The organism is Pelomonas sp. CA6, from assembly GCF_022549225.1.
Taxonomy (GTDB): Bacteria; Pseudomonadota; Gammaproteobacteria; order Burkholderiales; family Burkholderiaceae_C; genus Roseateles.
Map to the genome: position 1 here is coordinate 375864 of NZ_JAKZFD010000001.1, position 26719 is coordinate 402582.

The window sequence follows — 26719 nt, forward strand, 5'->3', positions numbered from 1 at the left end:
GGTCCGTATCGCGATTCAACGGCCCTTGGTCGTCGGCATGGTGCCGGTTTTCTCGGTGGCCTGGGGCTGGCGGTGGCCTTGTTGCTGGCGGGCTGCGGCAAGCAGGCCCCGGCGCCGGAGCCTGAGCGCTATGTCCGCACCCAGGTGCTGGGTGCACAGGACAGCGTGCTCGTCAAGGAATTCGCCGGCGAGGTCAAGGCCCGGGTGGAGTCGCGCCTGGCCTTCCGCGTCGGCGGCAAGGTGCTCAAGCGGCAGGTCAACCTGGGCGAGGTGGTGCGGCCCGGTCAGGTGCTGGCGCAACTGGACAGTCAGGATCTGCTGCTGGGTCAGGAGGCGGCCAAGGCCGCGATGCAGGCGGCGCGGGTGAACCGTGACACGCTGGGCAGCGAATACAAGCGCTTCATCGAGCTGAAGCAGCAGGGCTTTATCAGCGCGGCCGAGCTGGAGCGGCGCGAGAACGCGTTCAAGGCGGCGCAGGCGCAGCTGGAACAGGCCCGCGCGCAAGCCGATGTGCAGATCAACCAGGCCGGCTATGCGCTGCTGCGTGCCGATGCGCCGGGTGTCGTGACCGGTGTCGACGCGGAGCCCGGCATGGTCGTCGGGGCCGGAACGCCCATCGTGCGCGTGGCCCATGACGGGCCGCGGGACATTCATTTCTCGGTGCCCGAAAACCAGCTGACCCAGTTCCGCGCCGCCGCGGGAGAAAAGGGGGCGCTGCGGGTCAAGCTGTGGGGCCACGACGGCGAGCCCGTCGATGCGACGGTGCGCGAACTGTCGGCCGCCGCCGATCCGGTCACGCGCACTTTCCTGGTCAAGGCCGAGGCCCAGGGTCTGGATGCACGGCTGGGCCAGACGGCCACCGTGCTGCTGCGCCAGCAGCGCAAGGAGTCGGCAATCAAGCTGCCCTTGTCCGCGGTGATGGAGGTGCAGGGCCGGACCTCGGCGTGGGTGCTGGACCCGCAGAGCATGACGGTCAAGCCCGTACCGGTGACCGTGGCAGGTGCCGACGGCAACGAGGTCGTCGTGTCCCAGGGGTTGCAGCCCGGGCAGGAAATTGTGACCGCTGGCGTGCACGTGCTGACGCCGGGCCAGAAGGTCAAACGCTACCAGCAGGCCGCGCGCTGAGGTTGCCGCCATGAGCACGCAGAACAGCCATTCGGGCTTCAATCTCTCACGCTGGGCGCTGGAGCATCCCGCGCTGACGCGCTACCTGATGGTGGTGCTGATGGTGATGGGATTCGCCACCTATTTCCAGCTGGGACAGGACGAGGATCCTCCGTTCACCTTCCGCATCATGGTGATCCAGGCCTTCTGGCCGGGTGCCACGCCGCAGCAGATGGCCGAGCAGGTGTCCGACAAGATCGAGCGCACGCTGCAGGAGGTGCCGCATGCGGACAAGATTCGCAGCTTCACCAAGCCCGGTGAGTCGCTGATCCTGTTCCAGCTCAAGGACAGCACGCCGGCCAAGGAGGTGGCGGGCACTTGGTACCAGGTGCGCAAAAAAGTCGGAGACATGCGCTACACGCTGCCACAAGGCGTGCAGGGCCCCATCTTCAACGATGACTTTGGCGACGTGTACGGCTCCATCTACGCACTGTCGGCCGATGGATTCAGCCAGGAGGAACTGCGCCAGCATGCCGAGAAGGTGCGCTCGGAGCTGCTGCGCGTGCCCGATGTGGCCAAGGTCGAGCTGTTCGGGGTGCAGGCCGAAAAACTCTTCATCGAGATCTCGCAGAAGCGACTCGCCGAGCTGGGGCTGGACTTCAACCAGGTGATCGGCCAGCTCAATGCGCAAAACGCGGTGGAGGGGGCGGGCGTGCTGGACGCGTCGGCCGGCAATCTGCAGGTGCGGGTCAAGGGGCAGCTCACCTCGGTGGAAGCGCTGCGCCAGCTGCCCATCCGCGCGACCAATCCCGCCACCGGCCAAGCCAGCAGTCTGCGTCTGGCCGACATCGCCAGCATCACGCGCGGCTATGCCGACCCGGCCACCGTGATGGTGCGCCACCAGGGCAAGCAGGTGGTGGCCCTGGGTATTTCGATGAGCAAGGGCGGCGACATCATCGCGATGGGCAAGGCCCTGCGTCAGTCCGTCGCCGGCGTCCAGTCCTCGCTGCCAGCGGGGCTGGAGCTGTCGCAGATCCAGGACCAGCCGCAGGCCGTGTCGCGCTCGGTGGGCGAGTTCGTTCAGGTATTGATCGAGGCCATCGTCGTCGTGCTGGCGGTCAGCTTCATCAGCCTGGGTCTGCACACGCGCCCGCTGCGCATCGACATCTGGCCGGGCCTGGTGGTGGCGATCACCATCCCGCTCGTGTTGGCGATCACCTTCGTCACCATGTTCTATTGGGGCGTGGGCCTGCACAAGATCTCGCTGGGTTCGCTGATCATCGCGCTGGGCCTGCTGGTGGACGACGCGATCATCGCGGTCGAGATGATGGTGCGCAAGCTGGAGGAGGGCTATGACAAGCTCCATGCCGCCACCTACGCCTACGACGTCACCGCGATGCCCATGCTGACCGGCACGCTGATCACCGCGGTGGGCTTCCTGCCCATCGGCTTGGCGCGTTCGGCCACGGGCGAGTACACCTTCGCGATCTTCGCGGTGACAGCCGCGGCGCTGGTGATCTCGTGGGTGGTGTCGGTGTACTTCGTGCCCTACCTCGGTGCGCTGCTGCTGCGCGTCAAGCCCCAGACCGGCGGCGAGGCCCACGAGCTGTTCGACACGCCTTTCTACAACCGCTTCCGTGCCACGGTGCGCTGGTGTGTCGAGAACCGCTGGAAGACCATTCTGGCCACTGTGGCCCTGTTCGTGCTGGGGCTGGTGGGCATGAGCCGGGTGCAGCAGCAGTTCTTCCCCGATTCCAGCCGTCCCGAGATCCTCGTGGATCTCACCCTGCCCGAGGGCTCGACGATGCGCCAGACAGAGGAGGTCGCGAAGCGCTTCGAGGCGCGCATGCTGAAGGAGCCGGGCATCCGGACCGTGAGCGCCTGGGTGGGTTCGGGCGTGCCACGCTTCTACCTGCCGCTGGACCAGATCTTCCCGGCCAGCAACGTCAGCCAGTTCATCCTGCTGCCCAAGGACCTGGGCGAGCGCGAGGCGCTGCGCAAGCGCTTGCCGGCCCTGGTGGCCACCGAGTTCCCGGAGGTGCGGGCGCGCGTGAAGCTGCTGCCCAACGGACCGCCGGTGCCCTATCCGGTGCAGTTCCGTGTCAGCGGTGCCGATCCGAAGGAAGTTCGCGTCTGGGCGGACCAGGCCAAGGAGATCCTGCGCGCCAATCCCAATATGCGCGGCGTGAATGACAACTGGAACGAGTCCATCAAGGTGCTCAAGCTGGACGTCGACCAGGACAAGGCGCGCGCGCTGGGCGTGAGCAGCCAGAGCATCGCCCAGGCCTCGCAGGTGCGCCTGTCCGGCGCCGTGGTCGGTCAGTACCGCGAAGGCGACCGCCTGATCGACATCGTGCTGCGCCAGCCGCTGGATGAGCGCAATGCGATCACCGACCTGGCCAGCGCCTATGTGCCGACCGCGACCGGCCGCGCGATCCCCCTGACGCAGATCGCCAAAGTGGACTTCGGCTGGGAGCCGGGCGTGATGCAGCGCGAGGACCGGCTCTATGCGGTCACCGTGCAGGGCGACGTCGTCGAAGGCCTGCAGGGCGCGACGGTCAGCGGGCAGATCTGGCCCGAGATGCAGAAGCTGCAGTCGCGCATGCCGCCGGGCTACCGCATCAGCATCGCCGGCGCGGTGGAGGAAAGCAGCAAGGGGCAGGGCTCCATCGCGGCTGGCGTGCCCATGATGCTGTTCATCACGTTCACGCTGCTGATGCTGCAGCTGCAGAGCTTCTCGCGCGCGATGCTGGTTTTCCTCACCGGCCCGCTGGGCATTGCCGGCGTCGCGGCCGCGCTGCTGCTGCTGAACAGGCCCTTCGGCTTTGTCGCGCTGCTGGGCGTGATCGCGCTGATGGGCATGATCCAGCGCAACTCCGTGATCTTGATCGACCAGATCGAGCAGGACCGCGCCCGCGGGGTGCCGGCTTGGTCGGCCATCGTCGAGGCGGCGGTGCGGCGGCTGCGGCCGATTGCGCTGACCGCAGCGGCGGCCGTGCTGGCCATGGTGCCGCTGTCGCGCAGCGTGTTCTGGGGGCCGATGGCGGTGGCCATCATGGGTGGCCTGATCGTCGCGACGGTGCTGACGCTGCTGGCGCTGCCGGCGATGTATGCGGCCTGGTTCCGCGTCGAGCGGCCCACGCAGGCCTCGCGGTTCTGAGCGTCGCGGGGCCCCGTCGCTTCGTGTGAGGTCTGCTAAGGACTCAAGAGAGTCCCGAAGCGGCTGCTTGCCTTACGGAGGAGGCGGATCTCGCTGCTAGAATCATCGGTTCGCCCAATCGGGGCTGCGCGGGTCTGTCGCTGAGGCAGCACCCGTTCAGTGCCCCGGCAATGCGCGGGTGGCGAAATTGGTAGACGCACCAGGTTTAGGTCCTGACGCCAGCAATGGTGTGGGGGTTCGAGTCCCCCCCCGCGCACCACGGATCCGCCGTGGCGGATCGTTCGTGGTCTAGTCCGGTTTCCGGCCCGACAGGGATGTCGGGTCGCGAATCCCGGTCTGTCCGTTGACCTGCCGGCAGTCGCCGGCAGCGCTGACTCCTCGCGTGACGCCCCGGTCTGCGGGTGCGATACGCACGCGTCTGCGCAGGCGGGCGGTCTTGCGGCGCGATGAGTTATAGTCTCGGACTCTTTTCAGATGGGGGCGGTGTTGTCTCCCCCGTCTCAAGACAAGCGCGGGCGTGGCCGAGCTGGTCTTTGTGCCAGGCTTTGTGCCCGGCCTTGTGCCAGGTTGGAGCCGTCAGCGCCCAGGTATGACCGAATCGGGGCCGATGGGCCTGCCGGCTCGACGCCGGTCCCGTTCACCGCAACACTCAACTGTTCAGAGTCCACTATGGCTGTCACCGTCGAAACTCTCGAAAAGCTCGAACGCCGCATCACTCTCACGCTGGCGGCCGCTGACATCAACAGCGAAGTCGAGACCCGTCTGAAGAAGCTGGCCCGCACCGTCAAGGCCGATGGCTTCCGTCCCGGCAAGGTGCCGATGTCCTTCGTGGCCCAGCGCTATGGCGCGTCGGTGCAGTACGAGGTCGTCAACGACAAGCTGGGCGAGGCTTTCGCCGCGGCGGCCAACGAAGCCCAGCTGCGCGTGGCCGGCATGCCCCGCATCGCTCAGAAGGACGGCGCCTCGGATGCCGAACTGGCGTTCGATGCCACCTTCGAGGTCTATCCCGAAGTCAAGATCGGCGACCTGGCCGAAGCCGAGGTCGAGCGCGTCAATGCCGAAGTGACCGAAGAGGCGATCGACAAGACCGTTGAGATCCTGCGCAAGCAGCGTCGCAGCTTCGCCCAGCGCGCCGCGGCCGACGCCGCCGCCGATGGCGACCGTGTGACGATCGATTTCGAAGGCAAGATCGATGGCGAGCCCTTCGCCGGTGGCAAGGCCGAAGGCTTCCAGTTCCTGCTCGGCGAGGGCCAGATGCTCGAGGCCTTCGAGAAGGCCGTGCGCGGCATGAAGGCGGGCGAGTCCAAGACCTTCCCGCTGGCCTTCCCCGAGGACTACCACGGCAAGGATGTGGCCGGCAAGGAAGCCGACTTCCTGGTGACGGTCAAGAAGATCGAAGCCCAGCATCTGCCCGAGGTGAACGAAGCTTTCGCGAAGTCGCTGGGCATCAAGGAAGGCACGGTCGAAGGTCTGCGCGCCGACATCAAGAAGAACCTGGAGCGCGAAGTGAAGTTCCGCGTGCTGGCCCGCAACAAGGCCGCCGCGATGGACGCGCTGCTGACCAAGGCCGAGCTGGACCTGCCCAAGGCGCTGATCGAAGGCGAGACCGAGCGCCTGGTCGAGGGTGCTCGCGAGGACCTGAAGAAGCGTGGCATCAAGGATGCCGACAAGGCCCCCATCCCTGCCGAGCTCTTCACGCCGCAGGCCGAGCGCCGCGTGCGCCTGGGTCTGGTCGTGGCCGAGCTGGTGCGCGCCAACAACCTGCAGGCCAAGCCCGAGCAGCTGCAGGCCCACATCGAGGAAATCTCGCAGAGCTACGAGAAGCCCGCCGAGGTGGTGCGCTGGTATCTGTCGGACCGCCAGCGCATGGCTGAAGTCGAGGCCATCGTGATCGAGAACAATGTCACCGAGTTCGTGCTGGGCAAGGCCAAGCTGAGCGACAAGCTGCTGCCCTTCGACGAGCTGATGGCATCCGCCGCCTGAGGCTGCTGAGCCGCTCGACGGCTCCGCACATCGCTGGGCGCCGTGCCGCAAGGCCGGCGCCCTTGTTCATTTGGGCCATTCTCCGGGCCGGCGCAGGGGCTCGTTCAGCCGCGACATAATCGCCGTGCCACACCATTTCTGAGGAAACAATGAGCGCGCTGGAAACAAGCAACCTGGGCATGGTGCCCATCGTGATCGAGCAGTCGGGCCGCGGTGAGCGGGCCTACGACATCTACAGCCGCCTGCTGCGTGACCGCATCATCTTCCTGGTCGGACCGGTGAACGATGCCACGGCCAACCTGGTCGTCGCCCAATTGCTGTTCCTGGAAAGCGAGAACCCGGACAAGGAGATTTCGCTGTACATCAATTCGCCGGGTGGCAGTGTCTCGGCGGGCATGTCGATCTACGACACCATGCAGTTCATCAAGCCGGACGTGTCCACGCTGTGCATGGGCATGGCGGCGAGCATGGGGGCCTTCCTGCTGGCGGCCGGGACCAAGGGCAAGCGCATGGCGCTGCCGAATTCCAAGATCATGATCCACCAGCCGCTGGGCGGCGCCCAGGGCCAGGCCACCGACATCGAGATCCATGCCCGCGAGATCCTGAAGACCCGCGAGCAACTCAACCGCATCCTGGCCGATCGCACCGGGCAATCGCTGGAGAAGATCCAGAACGACACGGAGCGTGACTATTTCATGTCGGCGACCGAAGCGCAGACCTATGGCCTGGTTGACCAGGTGGTCGAAAAGCGCGCCTGAGGCCTAGGATTCCCGTTTGCTGCACAGGGCGGCGCCAGGATGTAACTGGCGCCGCTTCCGGGCTTTTATCGCCCCAAGGCGGCTTGGGGCATTTGAACTATCATCATCGCAGGCACCCTGCCTGCTCCGAGTACCAGACCCATGGCCGACAAAAAAGGCAACTCCAGCGATAAAGTCCTGTACTGCTCGTTCTGCGGCAAGAGCCAGCACGAGGTGAAGAAGCTCATCGCCGGTCCGTCCGTCTTCATCTGCGACGAGTGCATCGAGCTGTGCAACGACATCATTCGCGACGAGGTGCCGGCGGAGTCCGCGCCGGGCCGGGCGAGCAAGTCCGACCTGCCGGTGCCCAGCGAGATCAAGTCCACGCTGGATAATTACGTGATCGGCCAGGACGTGGCCAAGCGCACGCTGTCGGTGGCGGTCTACAACCATTACAAGCGCCTGCGCCATGCTGGCGAGTCCAAGGACGGCGTCGAGCTGTCCAAGAGCAACATCCTGCTGATCGGTCCCACCGGCTCGGGCAAAACGCTGTTGGCGCAGACGCTGGCGCGCGTGCTCAATGTGCCTTTCGTGATCGCCGACGCCACCACGCTGACCGAGGCCGGCTATGTGGGCGAGGATGTCGAGAACATCATTCAGAAGCTGCTGCAGAACTGCAATTACGACGTCGAGCGCGCGCAGCGCGGCATTGTCTACATCGACGAAATCGACAAGATCAGCCGCAAGGCCGACAACCCGTCCATCACCCGCGACGTCTCGGGCGAGGGCGTGCAGCAGGCCTTGCTGAAGCTGATCGAGGGCACGATGGCCAGCGTGCCCCCGCAGGGCGGTCGCAAGCATCCCAACCAGGATTTCCTGCAGATCGACACGACCAACATCCTGTTCATTTGCGGCGGCGCCTTCGATGGCCTCGAGAAGGTGATCCAGAACCGTTCGGAAAAGTCCGGCATCGGCTTCGGCGCGACGGTCAAGAGTAAGAGCGAGAAGCGCGCCGCCGAGTTGTTCCGCGAGGTGGAGCCCGAAGATCTGATCAAGTTCGGCCTGATTCCCGAGCTGGTCGGTCGCCTGCCCGTGGTGGCGACGCTGGCCGAGCTGACCGAGGACGCGCTGATCCAGATCCTGACCGAACCCAAGAACGCGCTGGTCAAGCAGTACCAGCAGTTGTTCGCGATGGACGGCGTGGAACTGGAGATCCGCTCTTCCGCGCTGGGCTCCATCGCCCGCAAGGCGCTGGCGCGCAAGACCGGCGCCCGCGGCCTGCGTTCCATCATGGAGCATGCGCTGATCGACACGATGTTCGAGCTGCCGTCCATGGACGGCGTCGCCAAGGTGGTGCTGGACGAGCACAACATCGAGGAGGACGCCAAGCCCCTGCTGGTGTACCGCGAGCAGGCCAAGGCGAGTGCCTGAGCCCGGGGCTTGATCTCCGTGGGGCGCTGCGCCACGCCGAACGGAACTGCCGTGGACGCCCTGACACCCTTTGTGCCTGTGCTGGCGGCACAGCACTTGTAATCGACCGCTCAGGCCCTAGATGGGGCTGAGAAAGAGAGGTTTTCATGTCCGGTCATCCCATCCTCCCTGCGGAACCCATCACGCTGCCGCTGCTGCCGCTGCGCGACGTGGTTGTGTTCCCCCACATGGTGATCCCGCTCTTCGTCGGTCGGCCCAAGTCCATCAAGGCCTTGGAAGCGGCCATGGAAGCCGGCCGCCAGATCATGCTGGTGGCGCAGAAGGCTGCCGGCAAGGACGAACCCAAGCCCGACGACATGTTCGAGATGGGCTGCGTCTCCAGCATCCTGCAGATGCTCAAGCTGCCCGATGGCACCGTGAAAGTCCTGGTGGAAGGCCTGCAGCGCGCGACCACGCAGGAAATCACCGATGGCGAGGAGCACTTCAGCGCCGTCGTGACCCCCATCCCGCCCGAGGCCGATGAACAGCCCGAGGTGGAGGCCCTGCGCCGCGCCGTCACTCAGCAGTTCGACCAGTACGTCAAGCTGAACAAGAAGATCCCGCCGGAGATCCTCACCTCCATCGCCGGCATCGACGATGCCGGCCGCCTGGCCGACACCATCGCCGCCCACCTGCCGCTCAAGCTCGACGCCAAGCAGGCCGTGCTGGACCTGGCCGAGGTGGGCAAGCGGCTCGAGAAGCTGCTGGACCTGCTGGAGCACGAGGTCGACATTCTCCAGGTGGAGAAGCGCATCCGTGGCCGCGTCAAGCGCCAGATGGAGAAGAGCCAGCGCGAGTACTACCTGAACGAGCAGGTCAAGGCCATCCAGAAGGAGCTCGGCGACGGCGACGAAGGCGCCGACATGGAGGAGCTGGAGAAGAAGATCAAGGCTGCGCGCATGCCCAAGGAGGCTCGCAAGAAGGCTGAGGCCGAACTCAAGAAGCTCAAGCTGATGTCGCCGATGTCCGCCGAAGCCACGGTGGTGCGCAACTACATCGACACCCTGGTCAACCTGCCCTGGAGCAAGAAGACCAAGATCAAGCACGACCTGGCCAATGCCGAGGAGGTGCTGAACGAGGACCACTACGGCCTGGAGAAGGTCAAGGAACGCATCCTCGAATACCTCGCGGTGCAGCAGCGCGTTGACAAGCTCAAGGCGCCCATCCTGTGCCTAGTCGGCCCTCCCGGCGTGGGCAAGACCTCGCTGGGTCAGTCGGTGGCGCGCGCCACCGGCCGCAAGTTCGTCCGCATGGCGCTGGGCGGCGTGCGCGACGAGGCCGAGATCCGTGGCCACCGCCGCACCTACATCGGCTCCATGCCGGGCAAGGTGTTGCAGAGCCTGTCCAAGGTCGGCACGCGCAATCCGCTGTTCCTGCTCGACGAGATCGACAAGCTGGGCATGGACTTCCGCGGTGATCCGTCCTCGGCGCTGCTGGAGGTGCTGGATCCGGAGCAGAACCACACCTTCGCCGATCATTACATCGAGGTCGACTTCGATCTGTCCGACGTGATGTTCGTCGCGACTTCCAACTCGCTGAACATTCCGCCGGCACTGCTGGACCGGATGGAAGTGATCCGCCTGTCTGGCTATACCGAGGACGAGAAGGTCAACATCGCCCAGCGTTACCTGCTGCCCAAGCAGCGCGGCAACAACGGCGTGAAGGACGAGGAGCTGGAGGTGACCGAAGGCGCGATCCGCGGCGTGATCCGCTACTACACCCGCGAGGCTGGCGTGCGCTCGCTGGAGCGCGAGGTCTCCAAGATCTGCCGCAAGGTGGTCAAGGGTTTGCAGCTCAAGAGTTATGAGGGCAAGGTCGTCGTCACCGAGGACAACCTGAACGACTTCCTGGGTGTGCGCAAGTACGACTTCGGCCGTGCCGAGAAGAAGAACCAGGTGGGGCAGGTGGTGGGTCTGGCCTGGACCGAGGTGGGCGGCGATCTGCTCACCATCGAGGCCACGGCCATGCCGGGCAAGGGCAACATCATCCGCACCGGCTCGCTGGGCGACGTGATGAAAGAGTCCGTGGAAGCGGCGCGCACCGTGGTGCGCTCCCGTGCCCGCCGCCTGGGTATCAAGGATGAGCTCTTCGAGAAGCGTGACGTGCACATCCACGTGCCCGATGGCGCCACGCCCAAGGACGGTCCCAGCGCCGGCATCGCGATGACCACGGCCTTCGTTTCGGCGCTGACCGGCATTCCGGTGCGGGCGGATGTGGCGATGACCGGCGAGATCACGCTGCGTGGCGAGGTCACGGCCATTGGCGGTCTGAAGGAGAAGTTGCTCGCGGCCCACCGCGGCGGCATCAAGACCGTGATGATTCCGGAAGAGAACGTCAAGGATCTCCAAGACATTCCGGAAAACGTGAAGAACCAGCTGGAGATCGTGCCGGTACGCTGGATCGACCGCGTGCTGGAGGTTGCCCTGGAAGCGCTGCCGGAGCCGCTGGCGGAAGAGGACGCCGCCGCGGCCAAGGTCGCCGCGGAGCCTGCGGTGAAGGCGGAGAACGCCGAGTCGCTGAAGCACTGAACGAGTGGCGGGCCACGCAATGCAAAATGCTTGCGTGGCCCAATAATTTCGTTCTATACTCTCGGCTTCAGCGCGACGGAGACACCAAGGCCGAAACGCTGAACGTTCGAAAGAACGGTTCCTCGGAACACCATGCGGGAATAGCTCAGTTGGTAGAGCGCAACCTTGCCAAGGTTGAGGTCGCGAGTTCGAGCCTCGTTTCCCGCTCCAAGTTTCCAGGAAAAAATTTCGAAGAAGGGAAGCCCCGGCTTCCCTTTTTTATCGAAGCCGGAGGCGCTGGACGCGGCACCAAAGGGTTCGGCAGAATCAGTCCGAGATTCTGGGCGCGATAGCAAAGCGGTTATGCCCCGGATTGCAAATCCGGTCAGTCCGGTTCGACTCCGGATCGCGCCTCCAAGGACATTGCGGGAATAGCTCAGTTGGTAGAGCGCAACCTTGCCAAGGTTGAGGTCGCGAGTTCGAGCCTCGTTTCCCGCTCCAATCCACCGGTCGCACCGGTTCCTGGGGATTCAAACCCGGGAGAAATGCGGGAATAGCTCAGTTGGTAGAGCGCAACCTTGCCAAGGTTGAGGTCGCGAGTTCGAGCCTCGTTTCCCGCTCCAGATCAAAAGGGGAAGCCGGTTGGCTTCCCCTTTTTCTTGTCCGTTGAGCGGGTATCCGCACCGTGCGACCGAGTGCGTCGGGCAAGGCCATAATGCGCGCGATTCGCTTCTTTGGGAAGCACGGCGCCCCAGCGCGCCGACCACCGCCCGGGTGGTGAAATCGGTAGACACAGCGGACTTAAAATCCGCCGCCCTAAAAAGGCGTACGGGTTCGAGTCCCGTCCCGGGCACCAGCGGCTGCTGCATCAAGTGCCAGCATCATGCTTAAAGCTTGCGCTGGCGCGCCTCCAGCGGCCAGCCTAAGGCCTCGCGTGCCAGCCGCTGCAGCGGTAGCGGGTCGCCAGTGCTTGCCAGCTGTATGCCTTGTGCCACACCTTCTTCCGGATGGGCCTCGCGCCAGTGGCGCCACAGCCGCGCGGCTTGGCGCGCCACCGCCGATTCGATGTTGAGCAACTGGACGTGTTCGCCTAGCCGCGCCTGGATGTGCGCTTGGACCAGTGGGTAGTGCGTGCATCCCAGCAGCACGGTATCCACGCCGGCCTCGCTCAGCGGCGCGCAGCTCTGCGCGATGCGTTCGAGCACGGCTGGGCTGTCCAGATCGGCGGTCTCGATCAGGTCGGCCAAGCCGGGGCAGGGCTGGCTGAAGATGCGCGCCTCTCCGGCATGCTGGGCCACCAGCTGTCGGTAGCGTTCGCTGGACAGCGTGGCGCGCGTGGCCATCACGCCGATGCGACCGTTGCGCGTCTGTTGCACGGCCGGCTTGATGCCGGGCTCCACGCCGACGAAGAGCAGGTCGGGCCAGCGTTGCCGCAGCGCATGGATGGCCTGCGTGGTCGCCGTGTTGCAGGCGACGACGACCAAGCGCGCACCGTCGGCGATCAAGGCGCCCGCCAGGGTGAGACTGCGCTCGACGATGAACTCGCTGCCGCGCTCGCCATAGGGGGCATGGGCGGTGTCGGCGATGTAGTCCAGGCCGACCTCGGGCAGCAGCTCGTGAAGGGCGCGCAGTACCGTCAGGCCGCCCACGCCGGAATCGAAGACGCCAATGCGCGCGCCGTCCTGTCTCGCGAATGCACTCATATCAGGGCGAGCAGTCTAGACGGGTGCGGAGACTCCTGGCATGCTCTGTCTAAAATAGAACGATCGTTCGTTTTATTCCTATTCTCCGCCCGGGGCATGCGTCCAGAGCTCGGCGGCACCCGTAGAATCCAATTAACGTTAACGTCAATTCGTCCTGGAGTGCTTCGATGAAGGTATTGGTTCCTGTCAAACGAGTCGTCGACTACAACGTCAAGGTCCGCGTGAAGAGCGACGGCACCGGCGTGGACATCGCGAACGTGAAGATGTCCATGAATCCGTTTGACGAGATCGCGGTCGAGGAAGCCGTGCGCCTGAAGGAAAAAGGCGTGGTGACCGAGGTGGTGGCCGTGTCCTGCGGCGTGGCCCAGTGCCAGGAGACCCTGCGCACCGCGATGGCGATCGGTGCCGACCGCGCCATCCTGGTCGAGACCGACGCCGAGCTGCAGCCGCTGGCCGTGGCCAAGATCCTGAAGGCCCTGGTGGACAAGGAGCAGCCCCAACTGGTGATTCTGGGCAAGCAGGCCATCGACGACGACTGCAACCAGACCGGCCAGATGCTGGCCGCGCTGACCGGCCTGCCGCAGGGCACGTTCGCCTCCAAGGTCGAGGTGGCCGACGGCAAGGTGGCCGTGACCCGCGAAGTGGACGGTGGCCTGGAGACCGTGAGCCTGGCGCTGCCGGCCGTGGTCACCACCGACCTGCGCCTGAACGAGCCGCGCTATGTCACCCTGCCCAACATCATGAAGGCCAAGAAGAAGCCGCTGGACACCGTCAAGCCGGCCGACCTGGGCGTGGACGTGGCGCCGCGCATCAAGACGCTGAAGGTCGAGGAGCCGCCCAAGCGCAGCGCCGGCATCAAGGTGCCCGACGTCGCCACGCTGGTGTCCAAGCTGAAGAACGAGGCGAAGGTCATCTGAGCCTGAGCACGGAACGACAAGATCTGGAGATTCGACCCATCATGACCGCACTCGTCATTGCCGAACACGACAACGCCTCCATCAAGGGCGCCACGCTGAACACCGTCACCGCGGCCGCCGCCGCTGGGGGCGAGGTCCATGTGCTGGTGGCCGGCCACAACGCCGCCGCCGCCGCTGCCGCCGCCGCGCAGATTGCCGGCGTCACCAAGGTGCTGCATGCCGACGCCGCGCAGCTGGCCGAGGGCCTGGCCGAAAACCTGGCTGCCCAGGTGATCGCCGTCGCCGGCGGCTACAGCCACCTCCTGTTCCCCGCCACCGCGTCGGGCAAGAACGTGGCGCCGCGCGTGGCGGCGCTGCTGGATGTGGCCCAGCTCAGCGACGTCACCAAGGTGCTGAGCGCCGATACCTTCGAACGTCCCATCTACGCTGGCAACGCGATCGCCACCGTGCAGTCCGCCGACGCGGTCAAGGTGATCACCGTGCGCACGACCGGCTTTGACGCGGCCGCCAGCACCGGGGGCAGCGCCTCGGTCGAGACCGCCGCCGCCGCCGCCGACAGTGGCAAGAGCAGCTTCGTCGGCCGCGAGGTCACGAAGAGCGACCGCCCCGAGCTGACCGCCGCGAAGATCATCGTTTCCGGTGGCCGCGCCCTGGGCTCCAGCGACAAGTTCAACGAGGTCCTGACGCCGCTGGCCGACAAGCTGGGTGCCGCGCTGGGCGCTTCGCGCGCCGCCGTGGACGCGGGTTACGCGCCCAACGACTGGCAGGTGGGCCAGACTGGCAAGATCGTCGCCCCGCAGCTGTACATCGCCGCGGGCATCTCCGGCGCGATCCAGCATCTGGCCGGCATGAAGGACTCCAAGGTGATCGTCGCGATCAACAAGGATCCCGAGGCCCCGATCTTCTCGGTCGCCGACTACGGCCTTGAGGCCGACCTGTTCACCGCTGTGCCGGAACTGGTCAACAGCCTCTGATGCACCCGTGCCCCGTCGCGGGCACGACCGCTCAAACAAGGGGCGCCGGCAGCACACGCGGCGCCCCTTTCTTCATCCCTGGAGACAAGCATGACGTACCGCGCCCCGATCAAGGACATGTTGTTCGACATGCAGGCCCTGGCTGGCCTGCAGACCCTGGCGGACCAGATTCCCGCGTTCGCCGACCATGGGCTGGATACCGCGCAGGCGGTGCTGGAAGAAGCCGCCAAGCTCAACGAGGACGTGATCGCCCCGCTGAACTGGGAAGGCGACAAGAACCCCTCGTACTGGAAAGACGGCCAGGTCTTCACGACGCCGGGCTTCAAGGAGGCTTTCCGTCAGTACGTCGAAGGCGGCTGGCAGGGCCTGCAGCATCCCGAGGCCTATGGCGGACAGGGCCTGCCCAAAACCATAGGCGCGGCCTGCGGCGAGATCGTCAACGCGGCCAATGTCAGCTTCGCGCTGTGCCCGCTGCTGACCGACGGCGCGATCGAGGCCTTGCTGGTGGCGGGCAGCGATGAGCAGAAGTCGCTGTACATCCCCAAGCTGATCTCGGGTGAATGGACCGGCACCATGAACCTGACCGAGCCGCAGGCAGGTTCGGATCTGGCGCTGGTGCGCACCCGCGCCGAGCCGCAGGGCGACGGCACCTACAAGGTCTTCGGCACCAAGATCTTCATCACCTATGGCGAGCACGACATGGCCGAGAACATCGCCCATCTGGTGCTGGCTCGCGTGCCGGGCGCGCCAGAGGGCGTGAAGGGCATCAGCCTGTTCCTGGTGCCCAAGTTCCTGGTCAATGCCGACGGCTCGCTGGGCGCGCGCAACGACGCGCATTGCGTCTCCATCGAGCACAAGCTGGGCATCAAGGCCAGCCCGACCGCGGTGCTGCAGTTCGGCGACCACGGCGGCGCGATCGGCACGCTGATCGGCGAAGAGAACCGCGGCCTGGAATACATGTTCATCATGATGAACGCCGCGCGCTTCGGCGTCGGCGTGCAGGGCATCGCGGTTGCCGATCGCGCTTACCAGAAGGCCGTGGCCTATGCCCGCGAGCGCGTGCAGTCGCGCCCCGTGGACGGGTCGGTGGCCGGCCCGGCCACCATCATCCACCACCCCGACGTGCGCCGCATGCTGATGACGCAGCGCGCGCTGGTCGAGGGCTGTCGCGCGATGGCGATCGACGCCGCCGCGGCCTACGACATCGCGCATCACCACGCCGATGCCGACACGCGCAAGCAGGCGCAGGCCTTCTACGAGTTCCTGGTGCCGCTGGTCAAGGGCTACAGCACCGAGATGAGCCTGGAGGTCAGCTCGCTGGGCGTGCAGGTGCATGGGGGCATGGGCTTCATCGAGGAGACCGGTGCAGCGCAGTACTACCGCGACGCGCGCATCCTGCCCATCTACGAGGGCACGACCGCCATCCAGGCCAACGACCTGGTCGGTCGCAAGACGGTGCGCGACGGCGGCGCCTTCGCGCGCAGCGTGGCCGCGCAGATCGAGGAAACCGAAGGCGCGCTGGCGCAGGACGGCAGTGCCGCCGCGCAAGCCGTGCGCACCCAGCTGGCGCGCGCGCGCGCGGCCTTCGTCGAGGTGGTGGACTTCATCGCCAAGAGCGGCAAGGCGCAGCCCAATGCCGCGTTCGCCGGTTCCGTGCCCTACCTGATGCTGGCCGGCAACCTGGTCGCGGGCTGGCAGCTGGCGCGCTCGCTGCTGGCGGCGCAGCAACTGCTGGCGGCCGGCGAGGACACCGAGTTCATGCAGGCCAAGATCAGCACCGCGCGCTTTTACGCCGAACACATCCTGCCGCGCACCGTCGCGCTGCGCGACGCCGTCGTCAATGGCGCCGACAGCGTGATGGCGCTGCCGATGGACGCGTTCTGACCGGCCCTGTGCCCCGCCAACAAGGAGACAACACGTGGCACTTCCCCCGTTGTTCAACACCCTGCGCCTGCCGGTGATCGGCTCGCCGCTGTTCATCATCAGCAACCCCAAGCTCGTGATCGCGCAGTGCAAGGCCGGCATCGTCGGCTCCATGCCCGCGCTCAACGCCCGTCCGGCCGAGCTGCTGGACGAGTGGCTGGCCGAGATCACCGAGGCGCTGGCCGCTCACGACCGCGCGCATCCCGAGGCGCCGGCCGCGCCGTTCGCGATCAATCAGATCGTGCACAAGAGCAATGACCGGCTGGAGCACGACATGGCGCTGTGCGCCAAGTACAAGGTGCCCATCGTGATCACCTCGCTGGGCGCGCGCGAGGACGTCAACGCGGCCGTGCACGGCTGGGGCGGCATCGTGCTGCACGACGTGATCAACAACCGCTTCGCGCACAAGGCGATCGAGAAGGGCGCGGACGGGCTGATCGCGGTCGCCGCGGGCGCGGGCGGCCATGCCGGCGTGAAGAGCCCCTTTGCGCTGGTGCAGGAGATCCGCCAGTGGTTCCACGGCCCGCTGGCGCTGTCGGGCTCCATGGCCAGCGGCGACGCCATCCTCGCGGCGCAGGCCATGGGCGCGGACCTGGCCTACATCGGCTCGGCCTTCATCGCGACCGAGGAGGCACGCGCGCCGGACGACTACAAGCAGATGATCGTCGACAGCGACAGCGACGACATCGTCTACAGCAATCTCTTCACCGGCGTGCATGGCAACTACCTGAAGGGGTCCATCGTCAAGGCGGGGCTGGATCCGGAGAACCTGCCGGTCAGCGATCCCAGCCAGATGAACTTCGGCGGCGGCGCGGCCAAGGCCTGGAAGGACATCTGGGGCAGCGGCCAGGGCATAGGCGCGATCGACAAGGTGCAGCCCGCGGGCGAGCTGATCGAGCGCTTCAAGCGCGAATACCAGGCCGCGCGCCAGCGCCTCGCGCTGGCGGCCTGAGCCTCCTGCCGGCCTCGCCGCGACGGGCGAGGCCGGTTGAGCGCGGCGGTTACTTCACCGTGGTGAACCGCCCCTCGGGGCGGTCGTCCGAGCGGTGCACGGTGCTGACGTTCTTCTTCATCGCCCAGGGACGCACCTGGTGGTGGAGGGGGATGAACAGCACCTCGTCGCGCATGCGCAGCAGGCCCTCGCGCAGCAGCGCGTTGCGCTTGGTCACGTCGCCCTCGACCTTGGCCGCGTCGATGATCTGGTCCAGCTTCGCATCGCTGATGCGGAAGTAGTTGCCGCTGCCGTCGGCGCCGCCGGTGCGCGTGCGTGCCAGCGCCTGCATGGTGTAGAGCGCGTCGTAGGTTGGCACGCCCCAGCCGTACAGAAACAGCGGGTACTCGAAGGCCTGCAGCTTGGGGCTGTAGATGGAGAACTGCTCGGCCTGCAGCCGGGCCTTGATGCCCACCTTGCTCCACATGGACACCACGGCGAGGCAGATCTCCTCGTCGTTCACATAGCGGTTGTTCGGACAGGCCAGCGGCACCTCAAAGCCGTTGGGGTAGCCGGCCTCCGCGAGCAGCTTCTTGGCGCGTTCCGGATCGGCCTTGGGCGCGACGTCGATGTCCGGCGTGTTGCCGTTGACGCCCGGGGCGACCATGATGCCCGCGGGCACCGAGAGCCCGCGCATGGTGGCGCGCTTGATCGCCTCGCGGTCGATCGCGATGGACAGGGCCTCGCGCACGCGCCGGTCCTTGAACGGGTTCTTGCCCTGGACGCTGGCCCCCTTGATCTGCTCGCTGCCCTGGTCCATGCCGATGAAGATGGTGCGTACCTCGTTGCCCTCCAGCACCTGCAGCTTGGGGTCGCTGCGCAGCCGGGCGACGTCCTGGGTCGGGATGTCGGACAGAAGGTCCACGTCGCCGGACAGCAGGGCGGCGACGCGCGTGGGGTCGGACTTGATCGGCGAATAGATCAGCTCGCTGACATTGCTCGCGTTCTTGGCATCCCACCAATCCTTGTTCTGCACCAGGCTGACGCGCTGGTCCGGCTGCCAGCCGGTGATGCGGTAGGGGCCGGTGCCGTTGGCGCTGCGCGTCGCGACAGTCTCCTCCTTGGCCTTAACGTCGGGCAGGTTGGTGGCCTTGTTCTTCTCGGCCCAGGCCTTGCTCATGATGCGGAAGTCCACCACGATGCGCAGCAGGATGGGGTTGGGCGCGGCGAGCATGAAGTCCACCGTGTGGCTGTCCACCTTCTTCACTTCGGTGATGCCGGCGACGAAGGGGTGCATGGTGCCGTTGGGCTGGCGGATGCGGCCGAAGGAGAACACGACATCGTCGGCCGTGAAGGGCGTGCCATCGTGGAACTTCACGCCCTTGCGCAGCTCGAAGCGCACCTGTGTCGGGCTGATGTAGGTCCACTTGGTGGCCAGCGCGGGCTCCACCTGGTAGCTTTTGTCGTAGCGGGTCAGGCCCTCATAGGCATGCTGCAGCAGCGCGTTGGTCGTGCTGTGGTTCTGCGAATGCGGATCCAAGGTCAGCACGTCGTTCTGCGCGGCCCAGCGCAGCGTCGCGGCGCTGGCCTGAGCGGCGGCCAGGCCCAGGGCGACGACCAGCGTCGCGAATTTCAAAGTGGGGGTCCTCAAGCTAGCTCTCCCTGCAGTTGTCGGTTCGGGGATGCTAGCGGCGAGGCGGCCTGGCCGGCCTCGGCGATTGCCCGGAGGCCGCGCGCTGTGAGGTCTACTTGATCGTCGTGAAACGGGCCTCGGGACGGTCGTTGGAACGGTGCGGGGTCTCGACGTTGGTTCTCAGCGCCCAGGGGCGCATCTGGTGGTGCAGCGGAATGAACAGGTGCTGGTCGCGCACCCGCAGCAGCGCCTCGCGCAGCAGCGCGTCGCGCTTGGGCGTGTCGGTCTCGCTCTTGCTCGCGTCGATCAGCTTGTCCAGCGCCGGATCGCTGACCTTGGAGAAATTGAAGCTGCCGTCGCCGCCACTGCCGCGCGTGTGCGCCAGGGCCTGCAGCATGTACAGCGCATCGCGCGTGGACACGCCCCAGCCCAGCATGAACAGCGGCGATTCGAAGCGCTGGAACAGCTGGCTGTGCTGCGACATCGGCTGTGCCACCAGCCGCGCATGGATGCCGATCTTGGACCACATGGAAACGACGGCCAGGCAGATCTCCTCGTCGTTGACGTAGCGGTTGTTGGGGCAGTGCAGCGGCGTGTCAAAGCCCTGCGGATAGCCGGCTTCGGCCAGCAGCTTCTTGGCCCGCTCCGGATCGGGCTTGGGCGGCTTGTCGATGTCCGCGCTGTGGCCGTTGATGCCGGGCGCCACCATCAGCGCGGCCGGGATGGACTGCCAGCGCATGATGCTGCGCCGGATCGCCTCGCGGTCGATGGCCAGGCTCAGCGCCTCGCGCACGCGGATGTCCTTGAAGGGGTTCTTGCCCTTGACGCTGACCCCCTTCAGCTCGTTGCTGCCCAGGTCCATCGCGAAGAAGATGGTGCGCGTCTCCGGACCCTCGACGACCTTGAGCTTGGGGTCGGCCTTGAGCTTGGCGACGTCCTGGGTCGGCACGTCGGTCAGCAGATCCACGTCGCCGGCGATCATCGCGGCCACGCGGGTGGGTTCGGACTTGATCGGCAGGTAGCTGAGCTCGGTCACGTTGCCCTTGTTCTTGTCCCACCAGTCCTTGTGAATTTCCATCGTCAGCCGCTGATCGGGCTGCCAGCTGGTGATGCGGTAGGGCCCGGTGCCCATCGCGTGGCGCGAGGCGTAATTCTCTTCCTTGGACTTGTAGTCATGGACCTGGGCGGCCCGGTTCTTCTCGGCCCAGGTCTTGCTCATGATGCGGAAGTCGATCAGGTTGCGCAGCAGGATGGGCTGGGGGGCCTCCAGCATCAGGTCCACCGTGTACTCGTCGACCTTGCGGATCTCCTTGATGCCGGCGACGTAGATCTGCATCGTGCCCTGGGGCTGGCGGATGCGGTTGAAGCTGAAGATCACGTCGTCGGCCGTGAAGGGCGAGCCGTCGTGGAACTTCACACCGCGGCGCAGTTCGAAGCGCATCTGGGTCGGACTGATCGCGGTCCAGCGGGTGGCCAGCGCGGGCTCCACCTCGAAGGCCTCGTTGTAGCGGGTCAGCCCTTCGTAGGCGTGCTGCAGGATGGCGCTGGTCGTGGTGTGATCCTGCGAATGCGGGTCCAGCGTGAGGACGTCGTTCTGGGCCGCCCAGCGCAAGGTGGCCGCTCGGGCATCGGGGAGGGTGGCGGCCAGCGCAAAACAGGTGCTCAGCGCGAGAAGTGATCGGCGCAGCTGGGGGATCATGGCGCGACTCCGGAGGGTGGGGGTCCCACGATGCTAGTCGGGTCGACCGGCCCTGGGTCTATCGCTTGTCCTGGGTTGCGGGTTGTTGCACCGTCAACTCGGCATCGCAGCCCACGCCGGCCGCGATCATGCGGCGGGCCCATCGTGCCAGCGCGCGGTTGATGCCATGGCCTGCCGCGAGTCCGGGCAGCCCCAGGAAACGCGCCGGCCGGTCCAGCATGCCGCAGCGGTAGCGCCGCTGCCCGTCCGCCCATTCCAATGCCCGGCAGGCGCCATGGCGCTTCAGGCTCACGAGCATGCCCACCGGGCAGGGCTCATGCAGGCAGCAGAGTCCGCAGCCATTGCAGGCTTCGCCCAGCGCTGGCTTGGCCGGTGCCTCGGGCTGGATCAGGACGACGCGGGCCATGCCGCACTGTAGTCGCGGGAGGAGGCGAGGTCAGGTCTTGACGCCCAGTTCGCGCAGTCGCTCCTCCAGGTAGCTGTGCGCGGTGTAGCGGTCGGACAGCACGACATCGTTGCGCGGATGCAGGAACAGCGGCAGCGAGACGCGGCTCTTCTTCGCGCCTTCGCCGCTGGGGTTCACGACGCGATGGATGGTGGACGGGTAGTAGCCCTGCGAGGCCTCCTGCAGCATGTCGCCGATGTTGATGATCAGCATGCCGAAGTCGCAGGGCACGTCCACCCATTGGCCGTCCTTGCCTTGCACCTGCAACCCCGGCTCGTTGGCGGCCGGCAGGATGGTCAGCAGGTTGATGTCGCCATGCGGGGCGGCACGCAGCGAGCCGGCCGGCTCCTGGCCCGTCAGCGGGGGGTAGCGCAGCACGCGCAACAGGGTCTGGCGGCTGTCCTGGATCATCCGCGACAGCGGTTCGCGATAGCCGCGGGCGATCTCGGCCGGCGTGTGCGCCTCCACCCAGGAGAGCAGCTCGGCCGCCAGCGTGTTGGCGATGCCGTAATAACGCATCGCATCATCCTTCAGCGGCGCCGGGATGCGGCCCCAGGGGTAGATGTGGAAGTACTCTTTGATGTCCTTCTGCGTGAAGCCCTTGGCCGTCTCGGAGATCTCGGTGGAGAAGTAGCCGTCCTGCGTTTCCTTGGAAAAGGCGAACAGGTGCTTGTCCTGGCCGTCGAAGAACTTCAGCCAGTCGGCATAGATCTTCTCCACCAGGCTCTGCGGAATGGGGTGGTTGACCAGCACGCCGAACCCGGTTTCGTGCAGGGAGCGGGTGAACTGTTCGGCGGCATCGGCGGCACGGTAGTCGACGACTCGGACTTGCATGGGATCTCCTGGCTGTCCCGGCGTCTGCCATTCAATAGCGGGGCAGGACGCGCGGCAAGTCTAAGTGAAGCATTGTCAGACGCCAAACGTTTGCCTCTCCGAAACCTCCTTCCGGAAGTGCTACGTCCGGGCGGTTGGGCCTCTCTTGCCGGTGGGGCCTGTGGTGCGCCGCCGAGGTGCCGAATGCAGAGCTTCTGAGCCAGCGCAAGGCATTTATGCCGAAAACTGTGCGACCAGCGGCGTTGGTTGGCCCTGTCAACGGTGCTAAAGTCTGGCGCTTGTGACTTGAGGTCCTTCCCGTCCCCTTTTCTGGCAACAGTGAAAGGCGGGTCGCAATCCGCCAACCGGTCAAGCCGTGTCGCGGAAGGTTTATCAACCAGCCGATTGCCTTGGAAACCGAGGCGGAGGTGAGCGAAGATGATGCAGCAATACAGGTCGAATTCGTACCTGTTCGGGGGCAACGCGCCCTATGTCGAGGAAATGTATGAGGCCTACCTCGACAACCCGGGCTCCGTGCCTGACAACTGGCGGGCGTATTTCGACGCGCTGCAACATGTTCCTGCCGTCGATGGCAGCGACAAACGCGATGTGGCCCATGCGCCCGTCATCGAATCCTTCGCTCAACGGGCCAAGTCCAACGCCTTCGGCAACAAGGTCTCCAGCGCCGAGCTGGCCGTTGCCGGCAAGCAGGTCCATGTCCAGTCGCTGATCGCGGCCTATCGCTTCCTCGGCTCGCGTTGGGCCGACCTGGATCCGCTCAAGCGCACCGAGCGCCCCAAGATCCCCGAGCTGGAGCCCGCGTCCTATGGCCTGACCGAGGCCGACATGGACATCACCTTCAGCGCCACCAACACCTACTTCACCAAGGCCGAGTCCATGACCCTGCGCGAAATCGTGCAGGCCTTGCGTGAAACCTATTGCGGCTCGATCGGTGCGGAGTTCATGCACATCACCGATCCGACCGAGAAGCGCTGGTGGCAGGAGCGCCTGGAGTCCATCCGCTCCAAGCCCAGCTTCAGCGCCGACAAGAAGAAGCACATCCTGGATCGCCTCACCGCGGCCGAAGGCCTGGAGCGCTACCTGCACACCAAGTACGTGGGCCAGAAGCGTTTCTCGCTGGAAGGCGGCGAGAGCTTCATCGCCTCCATGGACGAGGCGGTGCAGACCGCCGGTGCCAAGGGCGTGCAGGAGATCGTGATCGGCATGGCCCATCGCGGCCGCCTGAACGTGCTGGTCAACACCCTGGGCAAGATGCCCAAGGACTTGTTCGCCGAGTTTGAGCACACCGCGCCGGAAGACCTGCCCGCCGGTGACGTGAAATACCACCAAGGCTTCTCCAGCGACGTGTCGACCGCCGGCGGCCCGGTTCACCTGAGCCTGGCCTTCAACCCCTCCCACCTGGAAATCGTCAACCCGGTGGTGGAGGGCTCGGTCAAGGCCCGTCTGGACCGTCGCGGCGACAAGACCGGCGACCAGGTGCTGCCGGTGCTGGTGCACGGCGACGCGGCCTTTGCCGGCCAGGGCGTCGTGATGGAGACGCTGGCGCTGGCGCAGACGCGCGGCTACTACACCGGCGGCACGCTGCACATCGTCATCAACAACCAGATCGGCTTCACGACCAGCGATCCGCGCGACACCCGCTCGACGCTGTACTGCTCCGACGTGGTCAAGATGATCGAGGCGCCGGTGCTGCACGTGAATGGCGACGATCCCGAGGCCGTGGTGCTGTGCACCCAGCTGGCCCTGGAATACCGCCAGCAGTTCAAGAAGGACGTGGTCGTCGACATCGTCTGCTTCCGCAAGCTGGGCCACAACGAGCAGGACACGCCGGCGCTGACCCAGCCGCTGATGTACAAGACCATCGCCAAGCACCCCGGCACGCGCAAGCTCTACGGCGAAAAGCTGGTGGCCCAGGGCGTGCTGCCGGCCGAGGGCCCGGACGAGATGGTCAAGGCCTTCCGCGCCGCGATGGACGAGGGCCGCCACACCGTTGACCCGGTGCTGACCAACTTCAAGAGCAAGTACGCCACCGACTGGACGCCGTATCTCGGCAAGAAGTGGACCGACAGCTGCGACACCGCGCTGCCGGTTGCCGAGTGGAAGCGCCTGGCCGAGCGCATCACGACCATCCCCGCCAATGTCAAGGTGCATCCGCTGGTCGAGAAGGTGATCGCCGACCGCGCCGCGATGGGCCGTGGCGAGATCAACGTCGACTGGGGCATGGGCGAGCACATGGCCTTCGCGTCGCTGGTGGCCTCGGGCTATCCGGTGCGCCTGTCCGGCGAAGACTGCGGCCGCGGTACCTTCGTGCACCGCCACGCCGTGCTGCACGACCAGAACCGCGAGAAGTTCGACGAGGGCACCTACATCCCGCTGCAGAACGTGGCCGAGAACCAGGCCCCGTTCGTCGTCATCGACTCCATCCTGTCGGAAGAGGCGGTGCTGGGCTTCGAATACGGCTATGCCAGCGCGGATCCGGTCACGCTGACCATCTGGGAAGGCCAGTTCGGCGACTTCGTCAACGGTGCCCAGGTCGTGATCGACCAGTTCATCGCCTCCGGCGAAGTGAAGTGGGGCCGTGCCAACGGCCTGACGCTGATGCTGCCGCACGGCTACGAAGGCCAGGGCCCCGAGCACAGCTCGGCGCGTCTGGAGCGCTTCATGCAACTGTCCGCGGACAACAACATGCAGGTGGTGCAGCCGACCACGGCCTCGCAGATCTTCCATCTGCTGCGTCGTCAGCAGCTGCGCATGTTCCGCAAGCCGCTGGTCATCATGACCCCGAAGTCGCTGCTGCGGAACAAGGATGCGACCTCGCCGGTGACCGAGTTCACCAAGGGCGAGTTCCGTACCGTGATCGGCGAACTCAACGCCGAGATCGACGCCAGCAAGGTCAAGCGCGTGATCGCCTGCTCGGGCAAGGTCTACTACGACCTGGTCAAGAAGCGCGAGGAGAAGAAGGCGCACGACGTGGCGGTCATCCGCGTCGAGCAGCTCTATCCCTTCCCGCACAAGGCCTTTGCCGCGGAACTCAAGAAGTACCCCAATCTCGCGGACATCGTGTGGTGCCAGGACGAGCCGCAGAACCAGGGCGCCTGGTTCTTCGTGCAGCACTACATCCACGAGAACATGCAGGACGGCCAGAAGCTGGGCTTCGCCGGCCGCCCGGCCTCGGCTTCGCCGGCCGTCGGCTACGCGCACCTGCACCAGGAGCAACAGAAGGCGCTGCTGGACCAGGCCTTCGCCAAGCTCAAGGGCTTTGTTCTGACCAAGTAAGTGATTGCGGACGCTTGCGCGCCGCAATCACACCAGGTGCACCCCGCCACGAGCGGGGGCGCCTGGCAGGCGCGAAGCTCCGGTTGACCCAAACCGAGAGAGAAAAACATCATGGCTATCGTAGAAGTCAAGGTTCCCCAACTGTCCGAGTCGGTGGCTGAGGCCACGCTGCTGCAGTGGAAGAAGCAGCCCGGCGAGGCGGTTGCAATCGACGAAATCCTGATCGAAATCGAGACCGACAAGGTCGTGCTGGAAGTGCCGGCGCCGGCCGCCGGCGTGCTGGCTGCCCATGTGGTGGGCAATGGCGGCACCGTGGTGTCCGACCAGGTCATCGCGCAGATCGACACCGAAGGCAAGGCCGGTGCCGCCGCTCCGGCCGCTGCGCCCACGGCTGCCGCCGCGCCCGCGGCCGCTGCAGCCGTGTCGGGTGCCGACAAGTCCGGCGTCGCGATGCCCGCGGCCGCCAAGCTGATGGCCGACAACAACCTGCCCGCCGGCTCCGTGGCCGGTACCGGCAAGGACGGCCGCGTGACCAAGGGTGATGTGCTGGGCGCGCTGGAAGGCGGCGCCAAGCCGGCCGCCGTGGCGGCCCCGGTCGCCGTGCCCGCGGCGCCCGCCGTGGCCAAGCCGCTGCCTGCCGTCGCCGCCCCCGTGGCGCAGAACCTGGGCGATCGCCCCGAGCAGCGCGTGCCCATGAGCCGTCTGCGTGCCCGCGTCGCCGAGCGTCTGCTGCAGTCCCAGGCCACCAATGCCATCCTGACCACCTTCAACGAGGTCAACATGGCTCCGGTGATGGAGATGCGCAAGAAGTTCCAGGAGAAGTTCGAGAAGGAGCATGGCGTCAAGCTGGGCTTCATGAGCTTCTTCGTGAAGGCCGCGGTGCATGCGCTGAAGAAGTTCCCGGTGCTGAACGCCTCGGTGGACGGCAACGACATCGTCTACCACGGCTACTTCGACATCGGCATCGCCGTCGGCTCGCCCCGCGGCCTGGTGGTGCCCATCATCCGTAACGCTGATCAGCTGAGCTTCGCCGAGATCGAGAAGACCATCGCCTCCTTCGGCCAGAAGGCCAAGGACGGCAAGCTGTCGATCGAGGAACTGAGCGGCGGTACCTTCTCCATCTCCAACGGCGGCACCTTTGGTTCCATGCTGTCGACCCCGATCATCAACCCGCCGCAGTCGGCCATCCTGGGCGTGCACGCCACCAAGGACCGTGCCGTGGTGGAGAACGGTCAGGTCGTGGTGCGTCCGATCAACTACCTGGCGATGTCTTATGACCACCGCATCATCGACGGCCGCGAAGCCGTGCTGGGCCTGGTGGCGATGAAGGAAGCGCTGGAAGATCCGGCTCGCCTGCTGTTCGACATCTGACAACCTGGGTCATCGCGCGGACGCCTGGCGTCGCCGCGGGGCCCGGCCGGGG

Annotated in this window: 17 protein-coding genes and 6 tRNA genes; 18 read left to right on the forward strand and 5 right to left on the reverse strand. The window is 66.1% G+C overall.

Annotated elements, in window-relative coordinates; translation table 11 throughout:
- Positions 1 to 72 precede the first annotated feature (72 nt).
- The 12 genes from LZ017_RS01730 (at position 73) to LZ017_RS01785 (ending at position 11817) form a co-directional block, all read left to right on the forward strand.
- Positions 73 to 1125 (forward strand): efflux RND transporter periplasmic adaptor subunit, encoded by a 1053-nt coding sequence (locus LZ017_RS01730; RefSeq protein WP_241298330.1) that lies wholly within the window; start codon positions 73 to 75, stop codon positions 1123 to 1125.
- A gap of 10 nt (positions 1126 to 1135) precedes the next feature.
- Complete coding sequence (locus tag LZ017_RS01735; protein ID WP_241298331.1) at positions 1136 to 4264, forward strand: efflux RND transporter permease subunit; 3129 nt, start codon at positions 1136 to 1138, stop codon at positions 4262 to 4264.
- Positions 4265 to 4436: 172 nt separating this feature from the next.
- A tRNA-Leu gene (locus tag LZ017_RS01740) sits at positions 4437 to 4523 on the forward strand.
- 410 nt (positions 4524 to 4933) lie between these two features.
- Positions 4934 to 6247 carry a trigger factor gene (tig, locus tag LZ017_RS01745; RefSeq protein ID WP_241298332.1) on the forward strand — a complete coding sequence of 438 codons (1314 nt, stop codon included), beginning with the start codon at positions 4934 to 4936 and terminating at the stop codon, positions 6245 to 6247.
- Positions 6248 to 6396: 149 nt separating this feature from the next.
- Complete coding sequence (gene clpP, locus LZ017_RS01750; protein WP_277604436.1) at positions 6397 to 7005, forward strand: ATP-dependent Clp endopeptidase proteolytic subunit ClpP; 609 nt, start codon at positions 6397 to 6399, stop codon at positions 7003 to 7005.
- A gap of 141 nt (positions 7006 to 7146) precedes the next feature.
- Positions 7147 to 8415, forward strand: a complete 1269-nt coding sequence (gene clpX / locus LZ017_RS01755; protein WP_241298333.1) for an ATP-dependent Clp protease ATP-binding subunit ClpX — start codon at positions 7147 to 7149, stop codon at positions 8413 to 8415.
- Between the two features lie 146 nt (positions 8416 to 8561).
- A complete protein-coding gene (lon, locus tag LZ017_RS01760; RefSeq protein WP_241298334.1) occupies positions 8562 to 10982 on the forward strand; it encodes an endopeptidase La in 2421 nt (806 codons plus the stop codon).
- 134 nt (positions 10983 to 11116) lie between these two features.
- Positions 11117 to 11192 (forward strand) — tRNA-Gly (locus LZ017_RS01765).
- Between the two features lie 112 nt (positions 11193 to 11304).
- Positions 11305 to 11378, forward strand: a tRNA-Cys gene (locus LZ017_RS01770).
- An 8-nt stretch (positions 11379 to 11386) separates the two neighbouring features.
- Positions 11387 to 11462, forward strand: a tRNA-Gly gene (locus LZ017_RS01775).
- Positions 11463 to 11508: 46 nt separating this feature from the next.
- Positions 11509 to 11584: transfer RNA gene (locus tag LZ017_RS01780), tRNA-Gly, on the forward strand.
- A gap of 145 nt (positions 11585 to 11729) precedes the next feature.
- A tRNA-Leu gene (locus LZ017_RS01785) sits at positions 11730 to 11817 on the forward strand.
- A gap of 31 nt (positions 11818 to 11848) precedes the next feature.
- On the opposite strand, the gene murI is transcribed toward LZ017_RS01785, so the two are convergent.
- On the reverse strand, positions 11849 to 12664 hold the full coding sequence (gene murI / locus LZ017_RS01790) for a glutamate racemase (RefSeq protein ID WP_241298335.1): 816 nt from the start codon (positions 12662 to 12664) through the stop codon (positions 11849 to 11851).
- 167 nt (positions 12665 to 12831) lie between these two features.
- Here murI and LZ017_RS01795 point away from each other — a divergent pair, with 167 nt between their 5' ends.
- The 4 genes from LZ017_RS01795 (at position 12832) to LZ017_RS01810 (ending at position 17430) form a co-directional block, all read left to right on the forward strand.
- Positions 12832 to 13581, forward strand: coding sequence for an electron transfer flavoprotein subunit beta/FixA family protein (locus LZ017_RS01795; protein WP_241298336.1), 750 nt, complete (start codon positions 12832 to 12834; stop codon positions 13579 to 13581).
- Between the two features lie 41 nt (positions 13582 to 13622).
- Positions 13623 to 14555 (forward strand): electron transfer flavoprotein subunit alpha/FixB family protein, encoded by a 933-nt coding sequence (locus LZ017_RS01800; protein ID WP_241298337.1) that lies wholly within the window; start codon positions 13623 to 13625, stop codon positions 14553 to 14555.
- Positions 14556 to 14645: 90 nt separating this feature from the next.
- Complete coding sequence (locus tag LZ017_RS01805) at positions 14646 to 16439, forward strand: acyl-CoA dehydrogenase (protein ID WP_241298338.1); 1794 nt, start codon at positions 14646 to 14648, stop codon at positions 16437 to 16439.
- Between the two features lie 34 nt (positions 16440 to 16473).
- Positions 16474 to 17430 (forward strand): nitronate monooxygenase family protein, encoded by a 957-nt coding sequence (locus tag LZ017_RS01810; RefSeq protein WP_241298339.1) that lies wholly within the window; start codon positions 16474 to 16476, stop codon positions 17428 to 17430.
- Between the two features lie 49 nt (positions 17431 to 17479).
- Here the strand turns inward: LZ017_RS01810 and LZ017_RS01815 are convergent, their stop codons facing one another.
- The 4 genes from LZ017_RS01815 to LZ017_RS01830 all read right to left on the reverse strand — a co-directional run bounded on the left by LZ017_RS01815 (position 17480) and on the right by LZ017_RS01830 (position 22020).
- Positions 17480 to 19060, reverse strand: coding sequence for an ABC transporter substrate-binding protein (locus LZ017_RS01815; RefSeq protein ID WP_241298340.1), 1581 nt, complete (start codon positions 19058 to 19060; stop codon positions 17480 to 17482).
- Positions 19061 to 19154: 94 nt separating this feature from the next.
- Entirely contained in the window at positions 19155 to 20741 is a 1587-nt protein-coding gene (locus tag LZ017_RS01820; protein ID WP_241298341.1) for an ABC transporter substrate-binding protein, read from the reverse strand.
- Between the two features lie 58 nt (positions 20742 to 20799).
- A complete protein-coding gene (locus LZ017_RS01825; protein ID WP_241298342.1) occupies positions 20800 to 21147 on the reverse strand; it encodes a hypothetical protein in 348 nt (115 codons plus the stop codon).
- Between the two features lie 30 nt (positions 21148 to 21177).
- A complete protein-coding gene (locus LZ017_RS01830) occupies positions 21178 to 22020 on the reverse strand; it encodes a 2OG-Fe(II) oxygenase family protein (protein ID WP_241298343.1) in 843 nt (280 codons plus the stop codon).
- 417 nt (positions 22021 to 22437) lie between these two features.
- Between LZ017_RS01830 and LZ017_RS01835 the strand changes: the two genes are divergently transcribed.
- Positions 22438 to 25296 (forward strand): 2-oxoglutarate dehydrogenase E1 component, encoded by a 2859-nt coding sequence (locus tag LZ017_RS01835; RefSeq protein ID WP_241298344.1) that lies wholly within the window; start codon positions 22438 to 22440, stop codon positions 25294 to 25296.
- 111 nt (positions 25297 to 25407) lie between these two features.
- The gene (odhB, locus tag LZ017_RS01840; protein WP_241298345.1) at positions 25408 to 26667 is read left to right on the forward strand and encodes a 2-oxoglutarate dehydrogenase complex dihydrolipoyllysine-residue succinyltransferase; all 1260 of its coding nucleotides are present in this window, start codon (positions 25408 to 25410) and stop codon (positions 26665 to 26667) included.
- The last annotated feature ends 52 nt before the right edge of the window (positions 26668 to 26719 follow it).